This window comes from Vibrio algarum (genome assembly GCF_028204155.1).
Classification (GTDB): Bacteria; Pseudomonadota; Gammaproteobacteria; order Enterobacterales; family Vibrionaceae; genus Vibrio; species Vibrio algarum.
In genome coordinates this window covers 567,089-585,912 of sequence record NZ_JAQLOI010000001.1, presented here as the reverse complement: position 1 = coordinate 585,912, position 18,824 = coordinate 567,089, and the positions used below count along the sequence as shown (strand labels likewise).

Here is an 18,824-nt window from a genome sequence, read left to right as displayed (position 1 = left end):
ACCTTTCTACCGATAATCCTGTTCCATCCCTATAAAGAGTCTTTATAGGGAAACGGGATTACTCTTCGTCTTCTAGCTCGATGTTGATACCTAGTGAGCGAATCTCTTTCAACAGTACGTTGAACGACTCAGGCATACCAGGTTCCATGCTATGGTTTCCGTCTACGATGTTTTTATACATCTTAGTACGACCATTCACGTCATCGGACTTAACAGTCAACATTTCTTGTAGAGTGTAAGCAGCACCGTATGCTTCTAGTGCCCATACTTCCATCTCACCGAAACGCTGTCCACCGAACTGAGCTTTACCACCAAGTGGTTGCTGAGTTACGAGGCTGTAAGAACCCGTCGAACGTGCATGCATCTTGTCATCAACAAGGTGGTTCAGTTTAAGCATGTACATGTAACCAACAGTTACAGGACGCTCAAATTCATCACCAGTACGACCATCAAATAAGCGCAACTGACCAGATTCTGGTAAGTCACCCAATTTCAATAGCTCTTTGATTGAAGATTCTGGAGCACCATCAAATACCGGAGTCGCAATAGGTAAGCCACCACGTAGGTTTTTCACCAGTGTACGAACTTCATCATCAGATAGAGCCGCAATGTCTACTGTCTGACGCGTATCACCAAGATCATAAACCTTTTGTAAAAACTCACGGAATCGAGCAAGTTCTTGCTGTTCCTTAAGCATTTGGTTGATCTTGTCACCGATACCTTTCGCAGCTAGACCCATATGAACTTCAAGGATCTGACCAATGTTCATACGAGACGGTACACCTAGTGGGTTAAGTACGATGTCAACAGGCTGACCTTTTTCATCGTAAGGCATGTCTTCAACAGGGTTAATCTTAGAGATTACACCCTTGTTACCGTGACGACCGGCCATCTTATCACCAGGTTGGATACGACGCTTAACCGCTAGATAAACTTTAACAATCTTAAGTACACCAGGTGCTAAATCGTCACCTTGAGTGATCTTACGACGTTTGTTTTCAAACTTCTTATCGAAATCTGCTTTAAGCTCATCCCACTGCTCAGCAAGTTGCTCAAGCTGTGATTGAAGCTCATCGTCTTCTAACGTTTGCTCTAACCACTGTTTACGGTGAATAGAGTCAAGTTTAGCTTCAGAGTAACCGCCTGCAACAAGTACAGCTCTAACTCGAGCAAGTAGACCACCTTCAAGAATTTCAAACTCTTCAGTAAGGTCTTTCTTCGCTTCTTTAAGCTGCATTTGTTCAATTTCTAGTGCACGCTTATCTTTTTCAACGCCATCACGAGTGAAGACTTGAACATCAATAATCGTACCTGAAACAGAGTTTGGTACACGCAGTGATGTATCTTTAACGTCTGATGCTTTTTCACCGAAGATAGCTCGTAGGAGTTTCTCTTCAGGAGTCAGCTGAGTTTCACCTTTAGGTGTCACTTTACCAACTAGGATGTCGCCACCCTTAACTTCAGCACCAATATAAACGATACCTGATTCGTCTAGTTTAGACAGAGCAGACTCACCTACGTTTGGAATATCCGCAGTGATCTCTTCAGATCCCAGCTTAGTATCACGCGCCACACAAGATAATTCTTGGATGTGGATAGTCGTGAAACGGTCTTCCTGAACGACACGCTCAGAAACGAGGATCGAATCCTCAAAGTTGTAACCGTTCCAAGGCATAAATGCCAAGCGAATATTTTGACCAAGCGCCAATTCACCGAGGTCTGTTGAAGGACCATCAGCAATTACATCACCTTTTGCTACTGGTTCACCAGGTAACACGGTTGGGCGTTGGTTAATACAAGTATTCTGGTTAGAACGCGTGTATTTAGTTAGGTTGTAAATGTCGATACCGGCTTCGCCTGGTACTAATTCACTTTCGTTAACCTTAACTACGATACGAGACGCATCTACTGACTGAACAGTACCACCACGTTTAGCTACAGCTGTAACACCGGAGTCAACCGCTACGTTACGCTCGATACCAGTACCTACAAGAGGTTTATCTGCGCGTAATGTCGGAACGGCCTGACGTTGCATGTTTGCACCCATAAGTGCACGGTTCGCATCATCATGTTCAAGGAACGGGATAAGCGATGCAGCGACAGATACAACCTGGTTGGTTGCAACGTCCATGTAGTTAACTTGGTCACGTGGGTGAAGACCAGATTCACCTTTCTGACGAGCTGTAACAAGTTCTTCACCAAAAGAATTTGTCTCAGTTAGTGCAGAGTTCGCCTGAGCGATGATGAACTGACCTTCTTCGATAGCTGATAAATAATCAACTTCGTCAGTCACAATACCATCTACAACACGACGATAAGGAGTTTCTAGGAAACCGAAATCGTTACAACGTGCAAACGCAGACAGTGAGTTAATTAGACCGATGTTTGGACCTTCAGGCGTTTCGATCGGACATAGGCGACCGTAGTGAGTTACGTGAACATCACGTACTTCAAAACCTGCGCGTTCACGAGTAAGACCACCAGGACCCAAAGCAGAAATACGACGTTTATGCGTCACTTCTGATAACGGGTTGTTTTGGTCCATAAACTGTGAAAGCTGTGAAGAGCCAAAGAATTCTTTAACAGCGGCAGAAATAGGTTTAGCGTTGATTAGATCTTGAGGCATGATTGCATCAAGGTCACCAAGGCTCAAACGCTCTTTTACAGCACGTTCAACACGTACTAAACCAACACGGAATTGGTTTTCAGCCATTTCACCTACGCTTCGAATACGGCGGTTTCCTAAGTGGTCAATATCATCCACTTCACCTTTACCGTTACGAATGCCTATTAGCTTCTTCATCACTTCGATGATGTCAGTTTCGTCAAGAATACCTTGCTCACCGGCATCATCGCGTCCGATAGAACTGTTAAACTTCATGCGACCTACAGTCGACAAGTCATAACGTTCTTCAGCGAAGAATAAGCTTTGGAATAAAGCTTCTGCTGCTTCTTTTGTTGGTGGCTCACCAGGACGCATCATGCGATAGATTTCAACTAACGCAGAAATACGGTCAACCGTGCTATCGACACGTAATGTGTCTGACATGAACGGACCGTGGTCTAGATCATTGGTGAACAATACCTGTAAATTTTTGTGACCAGCTTGAGAAAGATTAGCTAATGCTTCTAAGCTTATCTCTTGGTTTGCTGCTACGATAATCTCGCCAGTATCTTCATTGATATAATCTTTTGAAGCTATCTTACCAACGATGTACTCAACAGGTACTTCGATGAACTCGATACCATCTTTTTCAAGATTACGTATATGACGAGCCGTAACACGACGACCAGTTTCGATATAAGTCTTACCGTTTGCTTCAATATCAAAGTTTGCCGTTTCACCACGCAGGCGATCAGGAACCAACTCCATCATCAGAGTTTGGTCTTTTACTTCGAAGTTCACTTTTTCGAAGAAGATATCTAAGATCTCTTCTGTCGTTTTCTGTAGTGCACGAAGAATGATAGATGCAGGTAGCTTACGACGACGGTCGATTCGTACGTACAAGTTATCCTTAGGATCGAACTCAAAGTCTAGCCATGAGCCACGGTAAGGGATAACGCGTGCGTTATATAAAACTTTACCTGATGAGTGGGTTTTACCCTTATCGCTGTCGAAGAACACGCCTGGGCTTCGGTGCAGCTGGGATACGATAACCCTCTCAGTACCATTTATTACAAAGGTACCATTATCAGTCATCAATGGGATTTCGCCCATGTAGACTTCTTGTTCTTTAATGTCTTTTACGGTACCTGCCGGTGCATCTCTATCAAATACAACAAGGCGTAATTTTACGCGCAATGGTTTTGAATAAGTTACACCACGAATTTGACATTCTTTAACATCAAAAACTGGTTCACCAAGACGGTAGCTAACGTATTGCAGCTCAGAATTGCCGTTATAGCTCTGAATAGGAAATACAGAACGAAAAGCGGCTTCAAGACCGTGTTGTCCCTCGGGATCCTGATCGATAAATTTATCGAAAGAATCGAGCTGGATTGATAGCAAATATGGAATGTCCAAAACTTGTGGACGAGTACCAAAATCCTTACGGATGCGCTTTTTCTCGGTATAAGAGTAAACCATGGGGTTCCTCAGCTCGCTGATAAGTGACCCAATCTACCCAATCATTTTCTAAACGAAAAGAGCGGGGCAGTACTAGCAACTGTTTACTGTAGACCCTATGCAAGCTGACTTACATAGCGGTTTTTTTGCATGGTACATTGGCAACTAAACAGCAGGAAAATTCGCCAACGCCCTACAGCGCAAAAAGGCCGGTGGTTATAAAACCACCAGCCATTAGCCTTTCGGCTAAGCTAAGTAATTATTACTTAACTTCAACAGTAGCACCAGCTTCTTCTAGAGTCGCTTTTAGTGTTTCTGCTTCTTCTTTAGATACAGCTTCTTTAACAGCAGCTGGAGCGCTATCAACTAGGCCCTTAGCTTCTTTAAGGCCTAGACCTGTAGCGCCACGTACTGCTTTGATAACAGATACTTTGTTACCGCCAACAGCAGTAAGCATTACGTCAAATTCAGTTTGCTCTTCTGCAGCTTCACCAGCAGCAGCGCCACCAGCAACAACAGCTGCTGCAGCAGAAACGCCGAATTTTTCTTCCATAGCTTCGATAAGCTCTACAACTTGCATTACAGACATTTCTGCAACTGCATCTAGGATTTGTTCGTTAGTAATAGACATAACAATTCTCTTTTAAGTCAACAATTAGTTTATTTTGCAATCAGTAAAAAGCAAGGCTTACGCCGCAACTTCTTCTTTCTGATCGCGAACAGCAGCGATTGTACGTACCAGCTTGCCAGCTGAAGCTTCTTTCATGCACATCATTAGGCGTGCAATAGCTTCGTCGTAAGTTGGTAGTGTCGCCAATACATCAGCGTCAGTAACTACGCCTTCAAATGCAGCAGCTTTGATCTCAAATGCTTTATTCTCTTTCGCGAAATCTTTAAAGATACGCGCAGCAGCACCTGGGTGCTCGTTAGAAAAAGCGATCAAAGTTGGACCTACGAATACGTCTTGTAGACATTCGTAGTCTGTACCTTCTACAGCGCGACGTGCTAGTGTGTTGCGAACAACTCTCATGTAAACACCCGCTTCACGAGCTTGTTTACGTAGAGAAGTCATCGCGCCAACAGTAACGCCACGAGAGTCAGCTACAACTGCAGAAAGTGCATCACCGGCTGCTTCGTTGACTTCAGCAACAATTGCTTTTTTGTCTTGAAGGTTTAAAGCCATCTTGGATTTACTCCTGGTTGTCGTTACACCACCCAATACTCATAAATAAATATCGGGAGTTAATACGGTGCATTCCCAGAGAAAAGACAATCTAAATAAAGCTTGGCTTTCTTCAGTTCGGGCACCGTCTACGTAGGTAATTATTAAGTCTTAATCACAAGGATAAAAACGCCTACGGTCTTGGACGGAAACTGCAATATTTGAGTTATTTCGACTCTTTAACTAGTCAAAAAATCAAAATATACTCGTAAGAAAGCAGTTCCAACCACAAATTAAATAGGCGCAAAATTATACATCAATGCTGCGCCTATGCAAATTAGTTTGTTGCTGTGTTCAAGCTAGCCTGGTCAACTGCAACACCAGCACCCATCGTAGTAGATAGGCTTACTTTCTTCAGGAAAACACCTTTCGCTGAAGACGGTTTAGCTTTCTTAAGCGCTACTAAAAGAGCTTCTAAGTTCTCTTGTAGTTGGGCTGTTTCGAAAGAAGCTTTACCGATAGTAGTGTGGATGATGCCGTTTTTGTCGTTACGGTAACGAACCTGACCTGCTTTAGCATTCTTAACTGCTTGTGCAACATTAGGTGTTACTGTACCAACTTTAGGGTTTGGCATAAGACCGCGTGGACCTAGGATAGTACCTAGTTGTCCAACAACGCGCATTGCGTCTGGAGAAGCAACAACAACGTCAAAGTCCATAACGCCTTTTTTAACTTGCTCAGCAAGATCTTCCATACCTACGATATCTGCGCCAGCTTCTTTAGCTGCTTCAGCGTTAGCACCTTGAGTGAACACTGCAACGCGGATTTCACGGCCAGTACCGTGAGGTAGCACAGTTGCGCCACGTACGTTTTGGTCAGATTTACGAGCGTCAATACCAAGATTAACTGCCACATCAACACTTTCAACGAACTTAGCAGTAGCTAGCTCTTTAAGAAGTGCAACAGCTTCGTTAATTTCGTATTCTTTAGTTACGTCAACTTTGTCGCGGATTACGCGCATGCGTTTAGTTAGTTTTGCCATGATCTTAACCCTCTACCACTAGGCCCATTGAACGAGCAGTACCTGCGATAGAACGTTTCATTGCTTCAACGTCTGCGCCAGTCATATCTGCAGCTTTTGTTTCTGCAATTTCTTGCAGTTGAGCGTCAGTTACAGTACCAACTTTCTCAGTATTTGGACGACCAGAACCAGACTTAACGCCTGCTGCCTTCTTAAGAAGAACGGCTGCCGGTGGTGTCTTAGTTTCGAACGTGAAAGAACGGTCGCTGTATACAGAGATAACAACTGGGATCGGTAGACCTTTCTCAACAGATTCTGTTTTTGCGTTAAACGCTTTACAGAATTCCATGATGTTTACACCGTGTTGACCTAGAGCAGGACCAACTGGTGGACTTGGGTTCGCCATACCCGCTGCAACTTGCAGCTTGATATAAGCTTCAACTTTCTTAGCCATGATATTTCCTAATGCTTGGGTTCAAACGCCAATCTTTTGATCAGCTCCCCGCTTTTTCAATAATAACCTGTAAAAAGGCGCGAAATTATAATCACATTTCGCGCCTTAAACAAGTCTAAAAAGATGTTTTTTTAATCAAGTTTCTCAACTTGACCAAATTCAAGCTCAACTGGTGTTGCACGACCAAAGATCGAAACAGACACTTTAATGCGGCTCTTCTCGTAATCCACTTCTTCAACAGTACCATTAAAATCTGCGAATGGACCATCGTTAACACGTACGACTTCACCTGCCTCAAACATAGTCTTAGGACGAGGAGCTTCGCTCGCTTGTTCTAGGCGGTTTAAAATGGCATCAGCTTCTTTATCAGTGATAGGAGCTGGACGGTCAGAAGTACCACCAATGAAGCCCATTACACGTGGAACGCTGCGTACAAGGTGCCATGACTCGTCATTCATCAACATTTGAACAAGAACATAACCTGGGAAGAACTTGCGTTCACTCTTACGGCGTTGGCCAGCGCGCATTTCTACTACTTCTTCAGTAGGAACTAGAACTTCACCGAAGTAATCTTCCATCGTGTGCATTTTAATATGCTCACGAAGAGATTGAGCCACACGACCTTCATAACCAGAAAAGGCCTGAACCACATACCAACGTTTTTTTGGAGCTTCACTCATGAATTAAAACCCTCATGCACCAGTAACTAAGGAAACTAGACGAACCATAATGCCGTCAATTCCCCAAAGTATTAAAGCCATAATAATACATACGACTAATACGATCAGTGTTGTTTGCATGGTCTCTTGGCGAGTAGGCCAAACTACCTTGCGAACTTCCATACGAGATTCGCGTGCAAAACTGATCGCTGCTTTTCCTTTCACCGTCGTCGCCGCGATACCAAGAGCAGATGCGAATAAAACAACAACTCCAGCTACACGTATAACAACAGACATTTCACCATACAGGTAATTACCCACTACAGCAGCGGCTAGCAGAGCAAAAGCGATAATCCACTTAAATGTATCTGCTGCACTTGAGCTATTAGGAGTTTCAGCGTTTGCGTTCATAAAACCAACCTGTTACAAGTCTTAACTATAGACGACAACAACCCCGCTGCTGCAGGGCTCATTCTTTTATACGTCTAATAAATCGACGTACCTAGAAGCCAACATTAACATCTTGACTTAAAAATTCTTTGTTTTTCAATAAGATTGGCACTAACTTAACCAATCCTTTTATCTTGTGCTTAAAAAGGGCATCAAATGATGCCCTTTTTACTAGCGGTTCGTCAAATCTTATTCGAAGATTTTAGCAACAACACCAGCACCAACTGTACGGCCACCTTCACGGATTGCGAAGCGTAGACCTTCATCCATTGCGATTGGAGCAATTAGCTCAACCGTCATTTGGATGTTGTCACCTGGCATTACCATCTCTACACCTTCAGGTAGAGTGATGTCGCCTGTTACGTCAGTTGTACGGAAGTAGAACTGTGGACGGTAACCTTTGAAGAATGGAGTATGACGGCCACCTTCATCTTTAGACAGTACGTATACTTCTGATTCAAACTTAGTGTGTGGAGTGATTGAACCCGGAGCTGCCAATACTTGACCACGCTCTACGTCTTCACGCTTAGTACCACGTAAAAGGGCACCAACGTTCTCTCCCGCACGACCTTCGTCTAGAAGCTTACGGAACATCTCTACACCTGTACAGGTTGTAGTTGTTGTTTCTTTGATACCTACGATAGCAACTTCGTCACCTACGTTTAGGATACCACGTTCGATACGGCCAGTTACCACTGTACCACGACCTTGAATTGAGAATACATCTTCAATTGGTAGTAGGAACGGTTGGTCTACTGCACGCTCTGGTTCTGGGATGTATGAGTCTAGCGCTTCTGCTAGTTCAACAATCTTGTCTTCCCACTCTTTCTCACCGTTAAGTGCACCTAGAGCTGAACCTTGAATTACTGGAAGGTCATCACCTGGGAATTCATACTCAGAAAGAAGTTCACGAACTTCCATTTCTACTAGTTCTAGTAGTTCTTCGTCATCTACCATGTCACATTTGTTCATGAACACGATGATGTAAGGGATACCAACCTGACGACCAAGTAGGATGTGCTCACGAGTTTGTGGCATTGGGCCATCTGTCGCAGCTACTACTAGGATACCGCCGTCCATTTGCGCAGCACCTGTGATCATGTTTTTAACATAATCCGCGTGTCCTGGGCAGTCTACGTGTGCGTAGTGACGTGCTGGTGTATCGTACTCTACGTGAGAAGTAGCGATTGTGATACCGCGCTCACGCTCTTCTGGAGCGTTATCGATTGATGCGAAGTCCTTCGCAACACCGCCGTACACTTTAGCAAGAGTAGTACAGATTGCAGCAGTTAGAGTTGTTTTACCGTGGTCAACGTGGCCGATAGTACCAACGTTTACGTGCGGTTTCGTACGTTCAAATTTTTCTTTAGACATGAGTTGTCCCTCTAGGTACGGATTTAGGTGGCTTTGATGACCACGCAACCAAAAATACTTGGTAATTTAACTTTTAGTGATTAAATACTCTTAACCATCAAAAGGCGTCAAAAGGAAATAGATATTTCAGAGCTGGTGCTGATACCCAGATTTGAACTGGGGACCTCACCCTTACCAAGGGTGCGCTCTACCGACTGAGCTATATCAGCACTCATAATAAGTTGGAGCGTGCAGCGGGAATCGAACCCGCATCATCAGCTTGGAAGGCTGAGGTAATAGCCATTATACGATGCACGCACGCGTAACTCTGAGAGCTATTTCTTTAAGAATATGGTGGAGGGGGACGGATTCGAACCATCGAAGGCGGAGCCGGCAGATTTACAGTCTGCTCCCTTTGGCCACTCGGGAACCCCTCCAAAATTTCTCTTTCTTAAAAGCTCTTTACTTTTAAAAAATGGTGCCGACTACCGGAATCGAACTGGTGACCTACTGATTACAAGTCAGTTGCTCTACCTACTGAGCTAAGTCGGCACATAAGTGGAGCGCATTCTATGGGATGATCTTTTACCTTGCAATAGGAAATTTAAAAAAAATGTCCTTTTCCTAAAGTTTCTACTTTTTAGACCATTTTTTATGCCATTTATAGCTAATAATCATCGATATGTAGCTCAAGTCCCTTGAATTCATTTTTAGTTGATGTATTTTTCTCACTTCCTAATCTGTTTATGCTGAGTTTTTATGAGCCCTTTTATGTCTTTTAGTCGCAACCACTGGGCGGAACTGAGAAATTCAGTGCCTATGACTCTATCTGAAGATGATCTAAAAGAGCTCCAAGGCATCAATGAAAAGCTCACCATGCAGGAAGCTGTCGAGATTTATTTGCCACTAACTCGCCTGCTTAACCTCTATATTTCAGCCCGACAAAGTAGGAATTCGGTATTAAATGATTTTTTAAATAAATCCGAGCATTCGCCTCCTTTTGTGATCGGGATAGCCGGTAGTGTCGCAGTTGGCAAAAGTACTACAGCTCGTTTGCTTAAGGCACTATTATCACGCTGGGACATGCACCCAAAGGTAGAGCTCATTACTACTGACGGTTTTTTATTACCTAACAAGGTACTAAACGAACGTGAATTAATGGTGAAAAAAGGGTTCCCTGAATCCTATGATATGAAAAGCCTTGTGCAGTTTGTTTCGGATATTAAAGCCTGTAAAAGACACGTAACTGCCCCCGTATATTCACATATAACCTACGATATTACAGATGAAGAAAAAGTTGTTGATCTTCCAGATGTGTTGATCATTGAAGGCTTGAATGTATTACAAAGCGGGATGGATTATGCCCATGATCCGCATCGAGTATTTGTTTCTGACTTCGTGGATTTTTCTATTTTCGTTGATGCTGAAGTTCATCAGATTGAGAAGTGGTATGTCGAACGTTTTATGAAATTTAGAGAAAGCGCCTTTAAAAAACCAGGCTCCTACTTTTCTCACTACACCTCATTAACAGAGCAAGAATCGCTCAATAAAGCCATGGATATTTGGACTAAAATAAACGGCAAAAATCTAGAGCAAAACATATTGCCTACAAGAGAACGAGCCCAGTTGATCCTCAAAAAAGGTGGCAACCATATGGTAGAAGAGATCCTACTCCGAAAATAGAATCTATCCGTTCCAGTAATGTTCATTGTCGCAATGAGATTTCGCCACCAATATAGCTTTCAATGCCATTCTCTGTTTCAAGTAGTATCGCGCCTTGCTCATTAATTCCGCGTACTACGCCACATATTTCTTTCTTTCCCATGATTAATCTAGCCGGCCGATCGATAAAATTGTCAAGTCTGTTCCATCTTTCAGCAAACCCCTTCATCCCCTCAACTTCATAGTTCTCTAACGCAGTATTCCAAGCGTTAATCAGGGCTGCAGCTAGAAGATTTCTTTCTGGTAATTTCGCGGACACTTCAGACAATGAAGTCCAAGGTTGATCAATTCCTTGGGTTGCCTCAGGCATATGGATATTCATGCCCATACCAATAACCAAGTTAGCAGCACCACCGGCTTGACCATTCATTTCAACCAATATTCCAGCCAGTTTCTTGTCTTCATAGTAGAGGTCATTTGGCCACTTAAGTTTTATGCCATATAAGCCCAAGGACTCTAAAGCTTCAACGACAGCAACGCCAACAACCAAACTAAGTCCCATGGAAGCCGCCATACCGGCTTCTAAGCGCCAATACATGGAAAGATAAAGATTGGTACCAAAAGGAGACACCCATTCGCGTCCACGCCTACCTCTTCCATTGGATTGATATTCTGCAATACAGACCGAACCACTTTCCAAAATATCAGTTCTATCGAGTAAATACTGATTAGTAGATTCAATCACTGGTATCAAATCGATATTTCCCGGTGTGAGTTTTTCTATCTTGGTTTTATCTAAGAGTTGAATAGGCTTTGATAAACGATACCCTTTACCCTGAACGCTATATATGTCTAGCCCCCAAGATATAATGCCCTTTATTTGTTTTCCTATGGCCGCACGGGAAATGCCTAATTCAGTACCTAATACTTCACCTGAAACGAATTCTGCGGAAGATAGCTTTTTGATGATATTGAGTTTAACGCTGTAATCTTTCATCTAATCACTTACTAATTCGTGTAAATAGGTCTCTTTGTTCGAGTCATAAAAACGCACTTCATGCTCGAGTGAGATTTGATATTTATCTAATACCGTCGAACGTACTTTTGACGCGAGAGAAATAATGTCTTTTGTGGTCGCATTACCCGAATTAATCAATACCAAAGCTTGCACTTCATGCACTTTAGCTCCTCCAATACTCATACCTTTTAATCCACTTTGGTCGATTAACCATCCTGCGGCTAATTTCATACCATCTCCACTCGCATACGCCACCATATCTGGATACATCGCTTTTAGTTGATCGAATTTTTGTGTACTTACGACTGGATTTTTAAAGAAGCTACCCGCATTTCCGGTGACCATTGGGTCTGGTAATTTACTCATTCTTACTTGGCATACTTCATCAAAGATTCGTTTCGCTGTTAATTCATCATTTGGCAATGCTTTTAAATTTCCATAACTCGTTATAGGCTGCCAATCTTTTGGTAGTTTTAACCCTACAGCAACTATAACGACTTTTTTATAGAGCTCGTTTTTAAAAATGGAATCCCGATATCCAAATTTGCACTCGGCTCGATTCAAACGTTGTACAGAAAAAGAGTCTAAGTCAAGAACTTCAACATACTCACACACATCTTTAAACTCTACGCCGTAAGCACCTATATTTTGGATAGGTGCCGACCCTGCACAACCAGGTATTAATGCTAAATTTTCAAGGCCGAAATAGCCTTCTTCAACGGTCCATGCGACTAGATTAGGCCAATCCTCTCCACCATTAACATGTAATTTCCAACTATCAACGGAGTTAGAAACATCAATTCCCAATAAACGATTGATGATAACTACGCCCTTAAAATGATCGGTGAACAATACATTACTACCTTTACCCAATAAGAGTTTCGGTAAAGCTTCCCATTCAGCATTTTTGTATGCGAAAACGAGTTCTTCTTGTGTCTCAACGACAATGAGCACATCGCATGTAACATCGACATTAAAAGTATGAAAAGATTTTAGATTGGCTTTTTTATATATCTGCATGAGTTTCGGAGATAAACTAGTAATTCTATTATTCTACCCTATTGGCCCAATAAGCGCAGTCTAGAATGAACCAAGTAAGTATTAAGTCATTGGACCCACAAATGTTACCGCTCGTTCAAAAGCTGTATAAGCAGCACTACAAGTCAGCCAAAGCGAAAAGTAACGAGTTAATATATGTCGCTTATTTTCAATCGGAACTATGTGGTGTAGTAAGGTTACGAACTATAAATGAGAATAGATTACTCACCGGAATGTTAGTATCCCCTAATCGCAGGGGGATGGGGATCGGACATCTCATTTTACAGCACTGCCGTAGTGAAACACTTAGTGTTGATGACTATTGCTTCGCATACCACAACCTTCAGCCACTCTATCAGCAACATGGCTTTATAGCCGTTGAACCCAGTCAATTACCAATATCTTTGAAGCAGCTATTTGACCGCTACTCACAAAGCGGTAAAAATCTCACACCTATGCGTTTTTCCATTTAGTGCTATTTTTAATACATCAAACGTGCAACGACTTGTAGCAAAAGTGTGTCTAATCGCAGTTTCTAAATAACGAACGTAGAAAGAAGTGTCTAATCTCTATATTTTTCAATATCATTAACGATCACTTACCAAATAATACAGTAACTATTAGGCACATTATGGTTCTGTTTGGTAAAATTCTCTTTGTACTTACTTTTTGATATCTGAGGCTACTCGCACTATATGATGGCGTTAAATAATCCGCTCAAACAAATGCCAACAATCGCTTTGAACCCAGAGCAACTTGATGTGCTGCATACAGCGCAAGCATTTCGTGAATGCTTACTAGAACATATTCGTAATGCTAAGCAGCGTATATATATTACAGCACTGTATCTAGAAGATGATGAAGCTGGCCGAGAAGTTTTATCAACAATATATCAGGTCAAACAAGAGAAACCTGAATTAGACATTGCGATATGTGTTGACTGGCATAGAGCACAAAGGGGCTTAATCGGTGCAGAGCAGTCCGAAGGGAATGCTAGTTTTTATAAAGAATTTTCAAATAAGTACGAAAAAAAGTGCCAGTATACGGTGTACCTGTTCGTGGCCGAGAAGTATTCGGTGTTTTGCATCTAAAAGGGTTTATTATAGATGATACAGTTATCTATAGTGGCGCCAGTCTTAATAACATTTATCTTAACTTTCATGAAAAATATCGTTTTGATCGCTACCATGTAATCAACAATCACACACTAGCTGATTCAATGGTCGGCTTTATCAAAAACGAAATTCTGGCTCACCCAGCAGTTAATAAGCTTTGCTGTGACGATAAACCTACCACTAAAGACATAAAATTAGCCATTCGTCAGTTTCGCTCTTCCCTCGCTCAGTCTAAGTATGAGTTTCAAAATGAAACCGTAAATATTAATCAAGTTGCTATCACTCCTTTAGTGGGAATAGGTAAACGACGAAATAAGCTTAATTTAAGAATTAATCAACTTATTGCTTCGGCTAAAAAAGAGGTTGTGATTTGCACGCCTTATTTTAATTTTCCTAAAAGCGTAGCAAAAGAAGTCAAAAAGGCACTTAAACGTGGTGTAAAGGTAACTATTGTAGTCGGCGACAAAACAGCAAGTGATTTCTATATTAGCCCTGAAGAAAGCTTTAGAACCATTGCAGGCCTACCCTATCTATATGAAATTAATCTAAGACGATTCGCCAAAGCGAACGAAGCCAATATGGCGAGCAGAAAATTATCTATCCAGCTTTGGAAACACGATAATAACAGCTACCATTTAAAAGGAATATGGATTGATAAATGCAATATGCTGCTGACGGGCAATAACCTTAACCCGAGAGCTTGGAGTCTTGACCTTGAAAACGCACTATTAATTCAGGACAACAATAATCTTCTTACAGAGAAATTCGAAAAAGAACTAGAGAATATTCTAAAACATGCCGATCTAATCGGTAGCTATAAGCAGTTGGATAAGATGGACACATATCCAATAGAAGTACAAAAACTAATTAGAAAGATCACTAGAGTTAAAGCAGATAGAGTGCTTAAAAAATCCTGTAACTTCTATTAGAGAGTGTACACAACGCTCTCTAATAAAGAACTATGACCTCATCAGATAATACCGTACGACAACCAACCCCCGTTATACCTCTAGGTAGCCACTAGGTATTTGTATACTGCAAACGCAAAAACGCCCCAGAATTTCAGCTGAGGCTTCGTAATATACTGCGTAAGATAATGGCGGAGTGGGCGGGACTTGCTCTCCACTGCAATTACGCGCATTCTCCGGCGTGACAGGCCGGCTTCCTCTAACAAAAAACTAACCAACTGAACGACCACATCAAAGGGCATTCTTTATGCACCAAACGCAAAAAAGCCCCAGCATTTCTGCTGAGGCTTCGTATATATTGCGTAAGATAATGGCGGAGTGGACGGGACTCGAACCCGCGACCCCCGGCGTGACAGGCCGGTATTCTAACCAACTGAACTACCACTCCACATGGTATTCTTACATTAACAAAGTCTGACTTAGATGCTTTGTTAATTTTTGCTTTTATCTTTTCTAAAAAGATAAAAACGAATAAGAGCCTGGCGATGTCCTACTCTCACATGGGGAAACCCCACACTACCATCGGCGCTATTGCGTTTCACTTCTGAGTTCGGCATGGAATCAGGTGGGTCCACAATGCTATGGTCGCCAAGCAAAATCTTAAAATTCGAAAAGCCAACAAAAATATAAATTCTTCACACATTCAATGTTCTTTCATTGAGTCCACAAAACCCCTTGGGTGTTGTATGGTTAAGCCTCACGGGCAATTAGTACAGGTTAGCTCAACGCCTCACAACGCTTACACACCCTGCCTATCAACGTTCTAGTCTCGAACAACCCTTTAGGACACTTAAAGTGCCAGGGAAGACTCATCTCAGGGCTCGCTTCGCGCTTAGATGCTTTCAGCGCTTATCGATTCCGAACTTAGCTACCGGGCAATGCCATTGGCATGACAACCCGAACACCAGAGGTTCGTCCACTCCGGTCCTCTCGTACTAGGAGCAGCCCCCTTCAATCTTCCAACGCCCACGGCAGATAGGGACCGAACTGTCTCACGACGTTCTAAACCCAGCTCGCGTACCACTTTAAATGGCGAACAGCCATACCCTTGGGACCGACTTCAGCCCCAGGATGTGATGAGCCGACATCGAGGTGCCAAACACCGCCGTCGATATGAACTCTTGGGCGGTATCAGCCTGTTATCCCCGGAGTACCTTTTATCCGTTGAGCGATGGCCCTTCCATTCAGAACCACCGGATCACTATGACCTGCTTTCGCACCTGCTCGAATTGTCATTCTCGCAGTCAAGCGGGCTTATGCCATTGCACTAACCACACGATGTCCAACCGTGTTTAGCCCACCTTCGTGCTCCTCCGTTACTCTTTGGGAGGAGACCGCCCCAGTCAAACTACCCACCAGGCACTGTCCTCACCCCAGATTATGGGGCTAAGTTAGAACATCAAGCATACAAGGGTGGTATTTCAAGGTCGACTCCACTCCATCTAGCGACGAAGTTTCAAAGTCTCCCACCTATCCTACACATGTAGGGTCAATGTTCAGTGCCAAGCTGTAGTAAAGGTTCACGGGGTCTTTCCGTCTAGCCGCGGGTACACTGCATCTTCACAGCGATTTCAATTTCACTGAGTCTCGGGTGGAGACAGCGTGGCCATCATTACGCCATTCGTGCAGGTCGGAACTTACCCGACAAGGAATTTCGCTACCTTAGGACCGTTATAGTTACGGCCGCCGTTTACCGGGGCTTCGATCAAGAGCTTCGTCCTAAGACTAACCCCATCAATTAACCTTCCGGCACCGGGCAGGCGTCACACCGTATACGTCATCTTACGATTTTGCACAGTGCTGTGTTTTTAATAAACAGTTGCAGCCACCTGGTATCTGCGACTCCCGATAGCTCCATCCGCTAGGGATTTCACCGTCAAGAGCGTACCTTCTCCCGAAGTTACGGTACCATTTTGCCTAGTTCCTTCACCCGAGTTCTCTCAAGCGCCTTGGTATTCTCTACCCGACCACCTGTGTCGGTTTGGGGTACGATTTCTTATAATCTGAAGCTTAGAGGCTTTTCCTGGAAGCATGGCATCAATGACTTCACCACCGTAGTGGCTCGACATCGGGTCTCAGCCTAACAATTTCCCGGATTTACCTAAGAAATTAGCCTACACCCTTGAACCTGGACAACCATCGCCAGGCTCACCTAGCCTTCTCCGTCCCCCCATCGCAATTATAAGAAGTACGGGAATATTAACCCGTTTCCCATCGACTACGCCTTTCGGCCTCGCCTTAGGGGTCGACTTACCCTGCCCCGATTAACGTTGGACAGGAACCCTTGGTCTTCCGGCGTGGGGGTTTTTCACCCCCATTATCGTTACTCATGTCAGCATTCGCACTTCTGATACCTCCAGCAAACCTTACAGTTCACCTTCAACGGCTTACAGAACGCTCCCCTACCCAACATAATAAATTATGTTGCCGCAGCTTCGGTGTATAGCTTAGCCCCGTTACATCTTCCGCGCAGGCCGACTCGACCAGTGAGCTATTACGCTTTCTTTAAATGATGGCTGCTTCTAAGCCAACATCCTGGCTGTCTGAGCCTTCCCACATCGTTTCCCACTTAGCTATACTTTGGGACCTTAGCTGGCGGTCTGGGTTGTTTCCCTCTCCACGACGGACGTTAGCACCCGCCGTGTGTCTCCCGGATAGTACTTACTGGTATTCGGAGTTTGCAAAGGGTTGGTAAGTCGGGATGACCCCCTAGCCTTAACAGTGCTCTACCCCCAGTAGTATTCGTCCGAGGCGCTACCTAAATAGCTTTCGGGGAGAACCAGCTATCTCCAGGTTTGATTGGCCTTTCACCCCTAGCCACAAGTCATCCGCTAATTTTTCAACATTAGTCGGTTCGGTCCTCCAGTTGATGTTACTCAACCTTCAACCTGCCCATGGCTAGATCACCTGGTTTCGGGTCTATACCTAGCAACTCGACGCCCAGTTAAGACTCGGTTTCCCTACGGCTCCCCTATACGGTTAACCTTGCTACTAAATATAAGTCGCTGACCCATTATACAAAAGGTACGCAGTCACAGGACGCAATGCCTGCTCCTACTGCTTGTACGTACACGGTTTCAGGTTCTATTTCACTCCCCTCACAGGGGTTCTTTTCGCCTTTCCCTCACGGTACTGGTTCACTATCGGTCAGTCAGTAGTATTTAGCCTTGGAGGATGGTCCCCCCATATTCAAACAGGATATCACGTGTCCCGCCTTACTCGTTTTCACTTAAAATGATGTGTCGGTTACGGGGCTATCACCCTGTATCGCGATACTTTCCAGAATCTTCACCTGCATCATTAAAAGCTTAAGGGCTAATCCAATTTCGCTCGCCGCTACTTTCGGAATCTCGGTTGATTTCTACTCCTCCGGGTACTTAGATGTTTCAGTTCCCCGGGTTTGCCTTATTAACCTATGTATTCAGTTAATAATACTAGCTTATGCTAGTGGGTTTCCCCATTCGGAAATCGTAGACTCAAGTGGCTTTTACTGCCTTATCTACGCTTATCGCAAGTTAATACGTCCTTCATCGCCTCTGACTGCCAAGGCATCCACCGTGTACGCTTAGTCACTTAACCATACAACCCCAAGAGGTCTTTATGTATGGCAAACAACCAAGGTTTTAAATCGTTGTCTCTTTATTATGAGCGAGACAACATTTTCGATTTTGCCGGACTCAAATATTAAACAATCTAACCGAAGTTAGGTGTTTCCAAGAACACTTGAATGTGTGTTGGTTTGTTATTACCGAAGTAACAACAAGTACCTATCGTTTTCTTTCTAAAAAGAAGCCAATAGGATTTGAGAACTTTTATTTTGACAAATAATAATCAATTATTTGTCAGTCAGCTTTCCAA

At 43.4% G+C, this 18,824-nt stretch carries 12 protein-coding genes, 5 tRNA genes, 2 rRNA genes and 1 pseudogene; 3 read left to right on the top strand and 17 right to left on the bottom strand.

Translation table 11 applies throughout. The features are described 5' to 3' along the window. Window positions 1-58: 58 nt before the first annotated feature. The 12 genes from rpoB to PGX00_RS02940 all read right to left on the bottom strand — a co-directional run bounded on the left by rpoB (window position 59) and on the right by PGX00_RS02940 (window position 9,717). Window positions 59-4,087, bottom strand: a complete 4,029-nt coding sequence (rpoB, locus tag PGX00_RS02995) for a DNA-directed RNA polymerase subunit beta (RefSeq protein WP_272132674.1) — start codon at window positions 4,085-4,087, stop codon at window positions 59-61. Window positions 4,088-4,328: 241 nt separating this feature from the next. Next, on the bottom strand, window positions 4,329-4,697 hold the full coding sequence (gene rplL / locus PGX00_RS02990; RefSeq protein WP_272132672.1) for a 50S ribosomal protein L7/L12: 369 nt from the start codon (window positions 4,695-4,697) through the stop codon (window positions 4,329-4,331). Window positions 4,698-4,754: 57 nt separating this feature from the next. Beyond that, window positions 4,755-5,249 carry a 50S ribosomal protein L10 gene (gene rplJ / locus PGX00_RS02985; RefSeq protein ID WP_272132671.1) on the bottom strand — a complete coding sequence of 165 codons (495 nt, stop codon included), beginning with the start codon at window positions 5,247-5,249 and terminating at the stop codon, window positions 4,755-4,757. Window positions 5,250-5,565: 316 nt separating this feature from the next. Then, window positions 5,566-6,270 (bottom strand): 50S ribosomal protein L1, encoded by a 705-nt coding sequence (gene rplA, locus PGX00_RS02980; protein ID WP_272132669.1) that lies wholly within the window; start codon window positions 6,268-6,270, stop codon window positions 5,566-5,568. 4 nt (window positions 6,271-6,274) lie between these two features. Next, window positions 6,275-6,703, bottom strand: a complete 429-nt coding sequence (gene rplK, locus PGX00_RS02975) for a 50S ribosomal protein L11 (RefSeq protein ID WP_195704624.1) — start codon at window positions 6,701-6,703, stop codon at window positions 6,275-6,277. A gap of 131 nt (window positions 6,704-6,834) precedes the next feature. Continuing rightward, a complete protein-coding gene (nusG, locus tag PGX00_RS02970) occupies window positions 6,835-7,383 on the bottom strand; it encodes a transcription termination/antitermination protein NusG (protein ID WP_272132668.1) in 549 nt (182 codons plus the stop codon). Window positions 7,384-7,395: 12 nt separating this feature from the next. Then, complete coding sequence (secE, locus tag PGX00_RS02965; RefSeq protein WP_272132667.1) at window positions 7,396-7,773, bottom strand: preprotein translocase subunit SecE; 378 nt, start codon at window positions 7,771-7,773, stop codon at window positions 7,396-7,398. Window positions 7,774-8,001: 228 nt separating this feature from the next. Continuing rightward, on the bottom strand, window positions 8,002-9,186 hold the full coding sequence (gene tuf / locus PGX00_RS02960) for an elongation factor Tu (protein WP_272132665.1): 1,185 nt from the start codon (window positions 9,184-9,186) through the stop codon (window positions 8,002-8,004). A gap of 133 nt (window positions 9,187-9,319) precedes the next feature. Then, window positions 9,320-9,395: transfer RNA gene (locus tag PGX00_RS02955), tRNA-Thr, on the bottom strand. Window positions 9,396-9,408: 13 nt separating this feature from the next. Then, a tRNA-Gly gene (locus PGX00_RS02950) sits at window positions 9,409-9,483 on the bottom strand. 34 nt (window positions 9,484-9,517) lie between these two features. Then, window positions 9,518-9,602 (bottom strand) — tRNA-Tyr (locus PGX00_RS02945). 39 nt (window positions 9,603-9,641) lie between these two features. Further along, a tRNA-Thr gene (locus tag PGX00_RS02940) sits at window positions 9,642-9,717 on the bottom strand. A gap of 207 nt (window positions 9,718-9,924) precedes the next feature. On the opposite strand from PGX00_RS02940, the gene coaA reads away from it, so the two are divergent. Beyond that, the gene (coaA, locus tag PGX00_RS02935) at window positions 9,925-10,848 is read left to right on the top strand and encodes a type I pantothenate kinase (protein ID WP_272132663.1); all 924 of its coding nucleotides are present in this window, start codon (window positions 9,925-9,927) and stop codon (window positions 10,846-10,848) included. A 22-nt stretch (window positions 10,849-10,870) separates the two neighbouring features. On the opposite strand, the gene birA is transcribed toward coaA, so the two are convergent. Together birA and murB are read right to left on the bottom strand one after the other, a co-directional pair. After that, window positions 10,871-11,824 carry a bifunctional biotin--[acetyl-CoA-carboxylase] ligase/biotin operon repressor BirA gene (gene birA / locus PGX00_RS02930; RefSeq protein WP_272132662.1) on the bottom strand — a complete coding sequence of 318 codons (954 nt, stop codon included), beginning with the start codon at window positions 11,822-11,824 and terminating at the stop codon, window positions 10,871-10,873. Beyond that, window positions 11,825-12,865 (bottom strand): UDP-N-acetylmuramate dehydrogenase, encoded by a 1,041-nt coding sequence (gene murB, locus PGX00_RS02925; protein ID WP_272132661.1) that lies wholly within the window; start codon window positions 12,863-12,865, stop codon window positions 11,825-11,827. 65 nt (window positions 12,866-12,930) lie between these two features. Between murB and PGX00_RS02920 the strand changes: the two genes are divergently transcribed. Both PGX00_RS02920 and pssA read left to right on the top strand, forming a co-directional pair. Next, the gene (locus PGX00_RS02920) at window positions 12,931-13,356 is read left to right on the top strand and encodes a GNAT family N-acetyltransferase (RefSeq protein ID WP_272132660.1); all 426 of its coding nucleotides are present in this window, start codon (window positions 12,931-12,933) and stop codon (window positions 13,354-13,356) included. A 222-nt stretch (window positions 13,357-13,578) separates the two neighbouring features. Continuing rightward, a pseudogene (gene pssA / locus PGX00_RS02915) lies at window positions 13,579-14,927 on the top strand (CDP-diacylglycerol--serine O-phosphatidyltransferase). 350 nt (window positions 14,928-15,277) lie between these two features. Here pssA and PGX00_RS02910 read toward each other — a convergent pair. From PGX00_RS02910 to PGX00_RS02900, 3 genes are all read right to left on the bottom strand, one after another. Continuing rightward, window positions 15,278-15,354: transfer RNA gene (locus PGX00_RS02910), tRNA-Asp, on the bottom strand. A gap of 89 nt (window positions 15,355-15,443) precedes the next feature. Continuing rightward, window positions 15,444-15,559, bottom strand: a 5S ribosomal RNA gene (rrf, locus tag PGX00_RS02905). 93 nt (window positions 15,560-15,652) lie between these two features. Further along, window positions 15,653-18,545 (bottom strand): 23S ribosomal RNA (locus PGX00_RS02900). Window positions 18,546-18,824 lie beyond the last annotated feature (279 nt).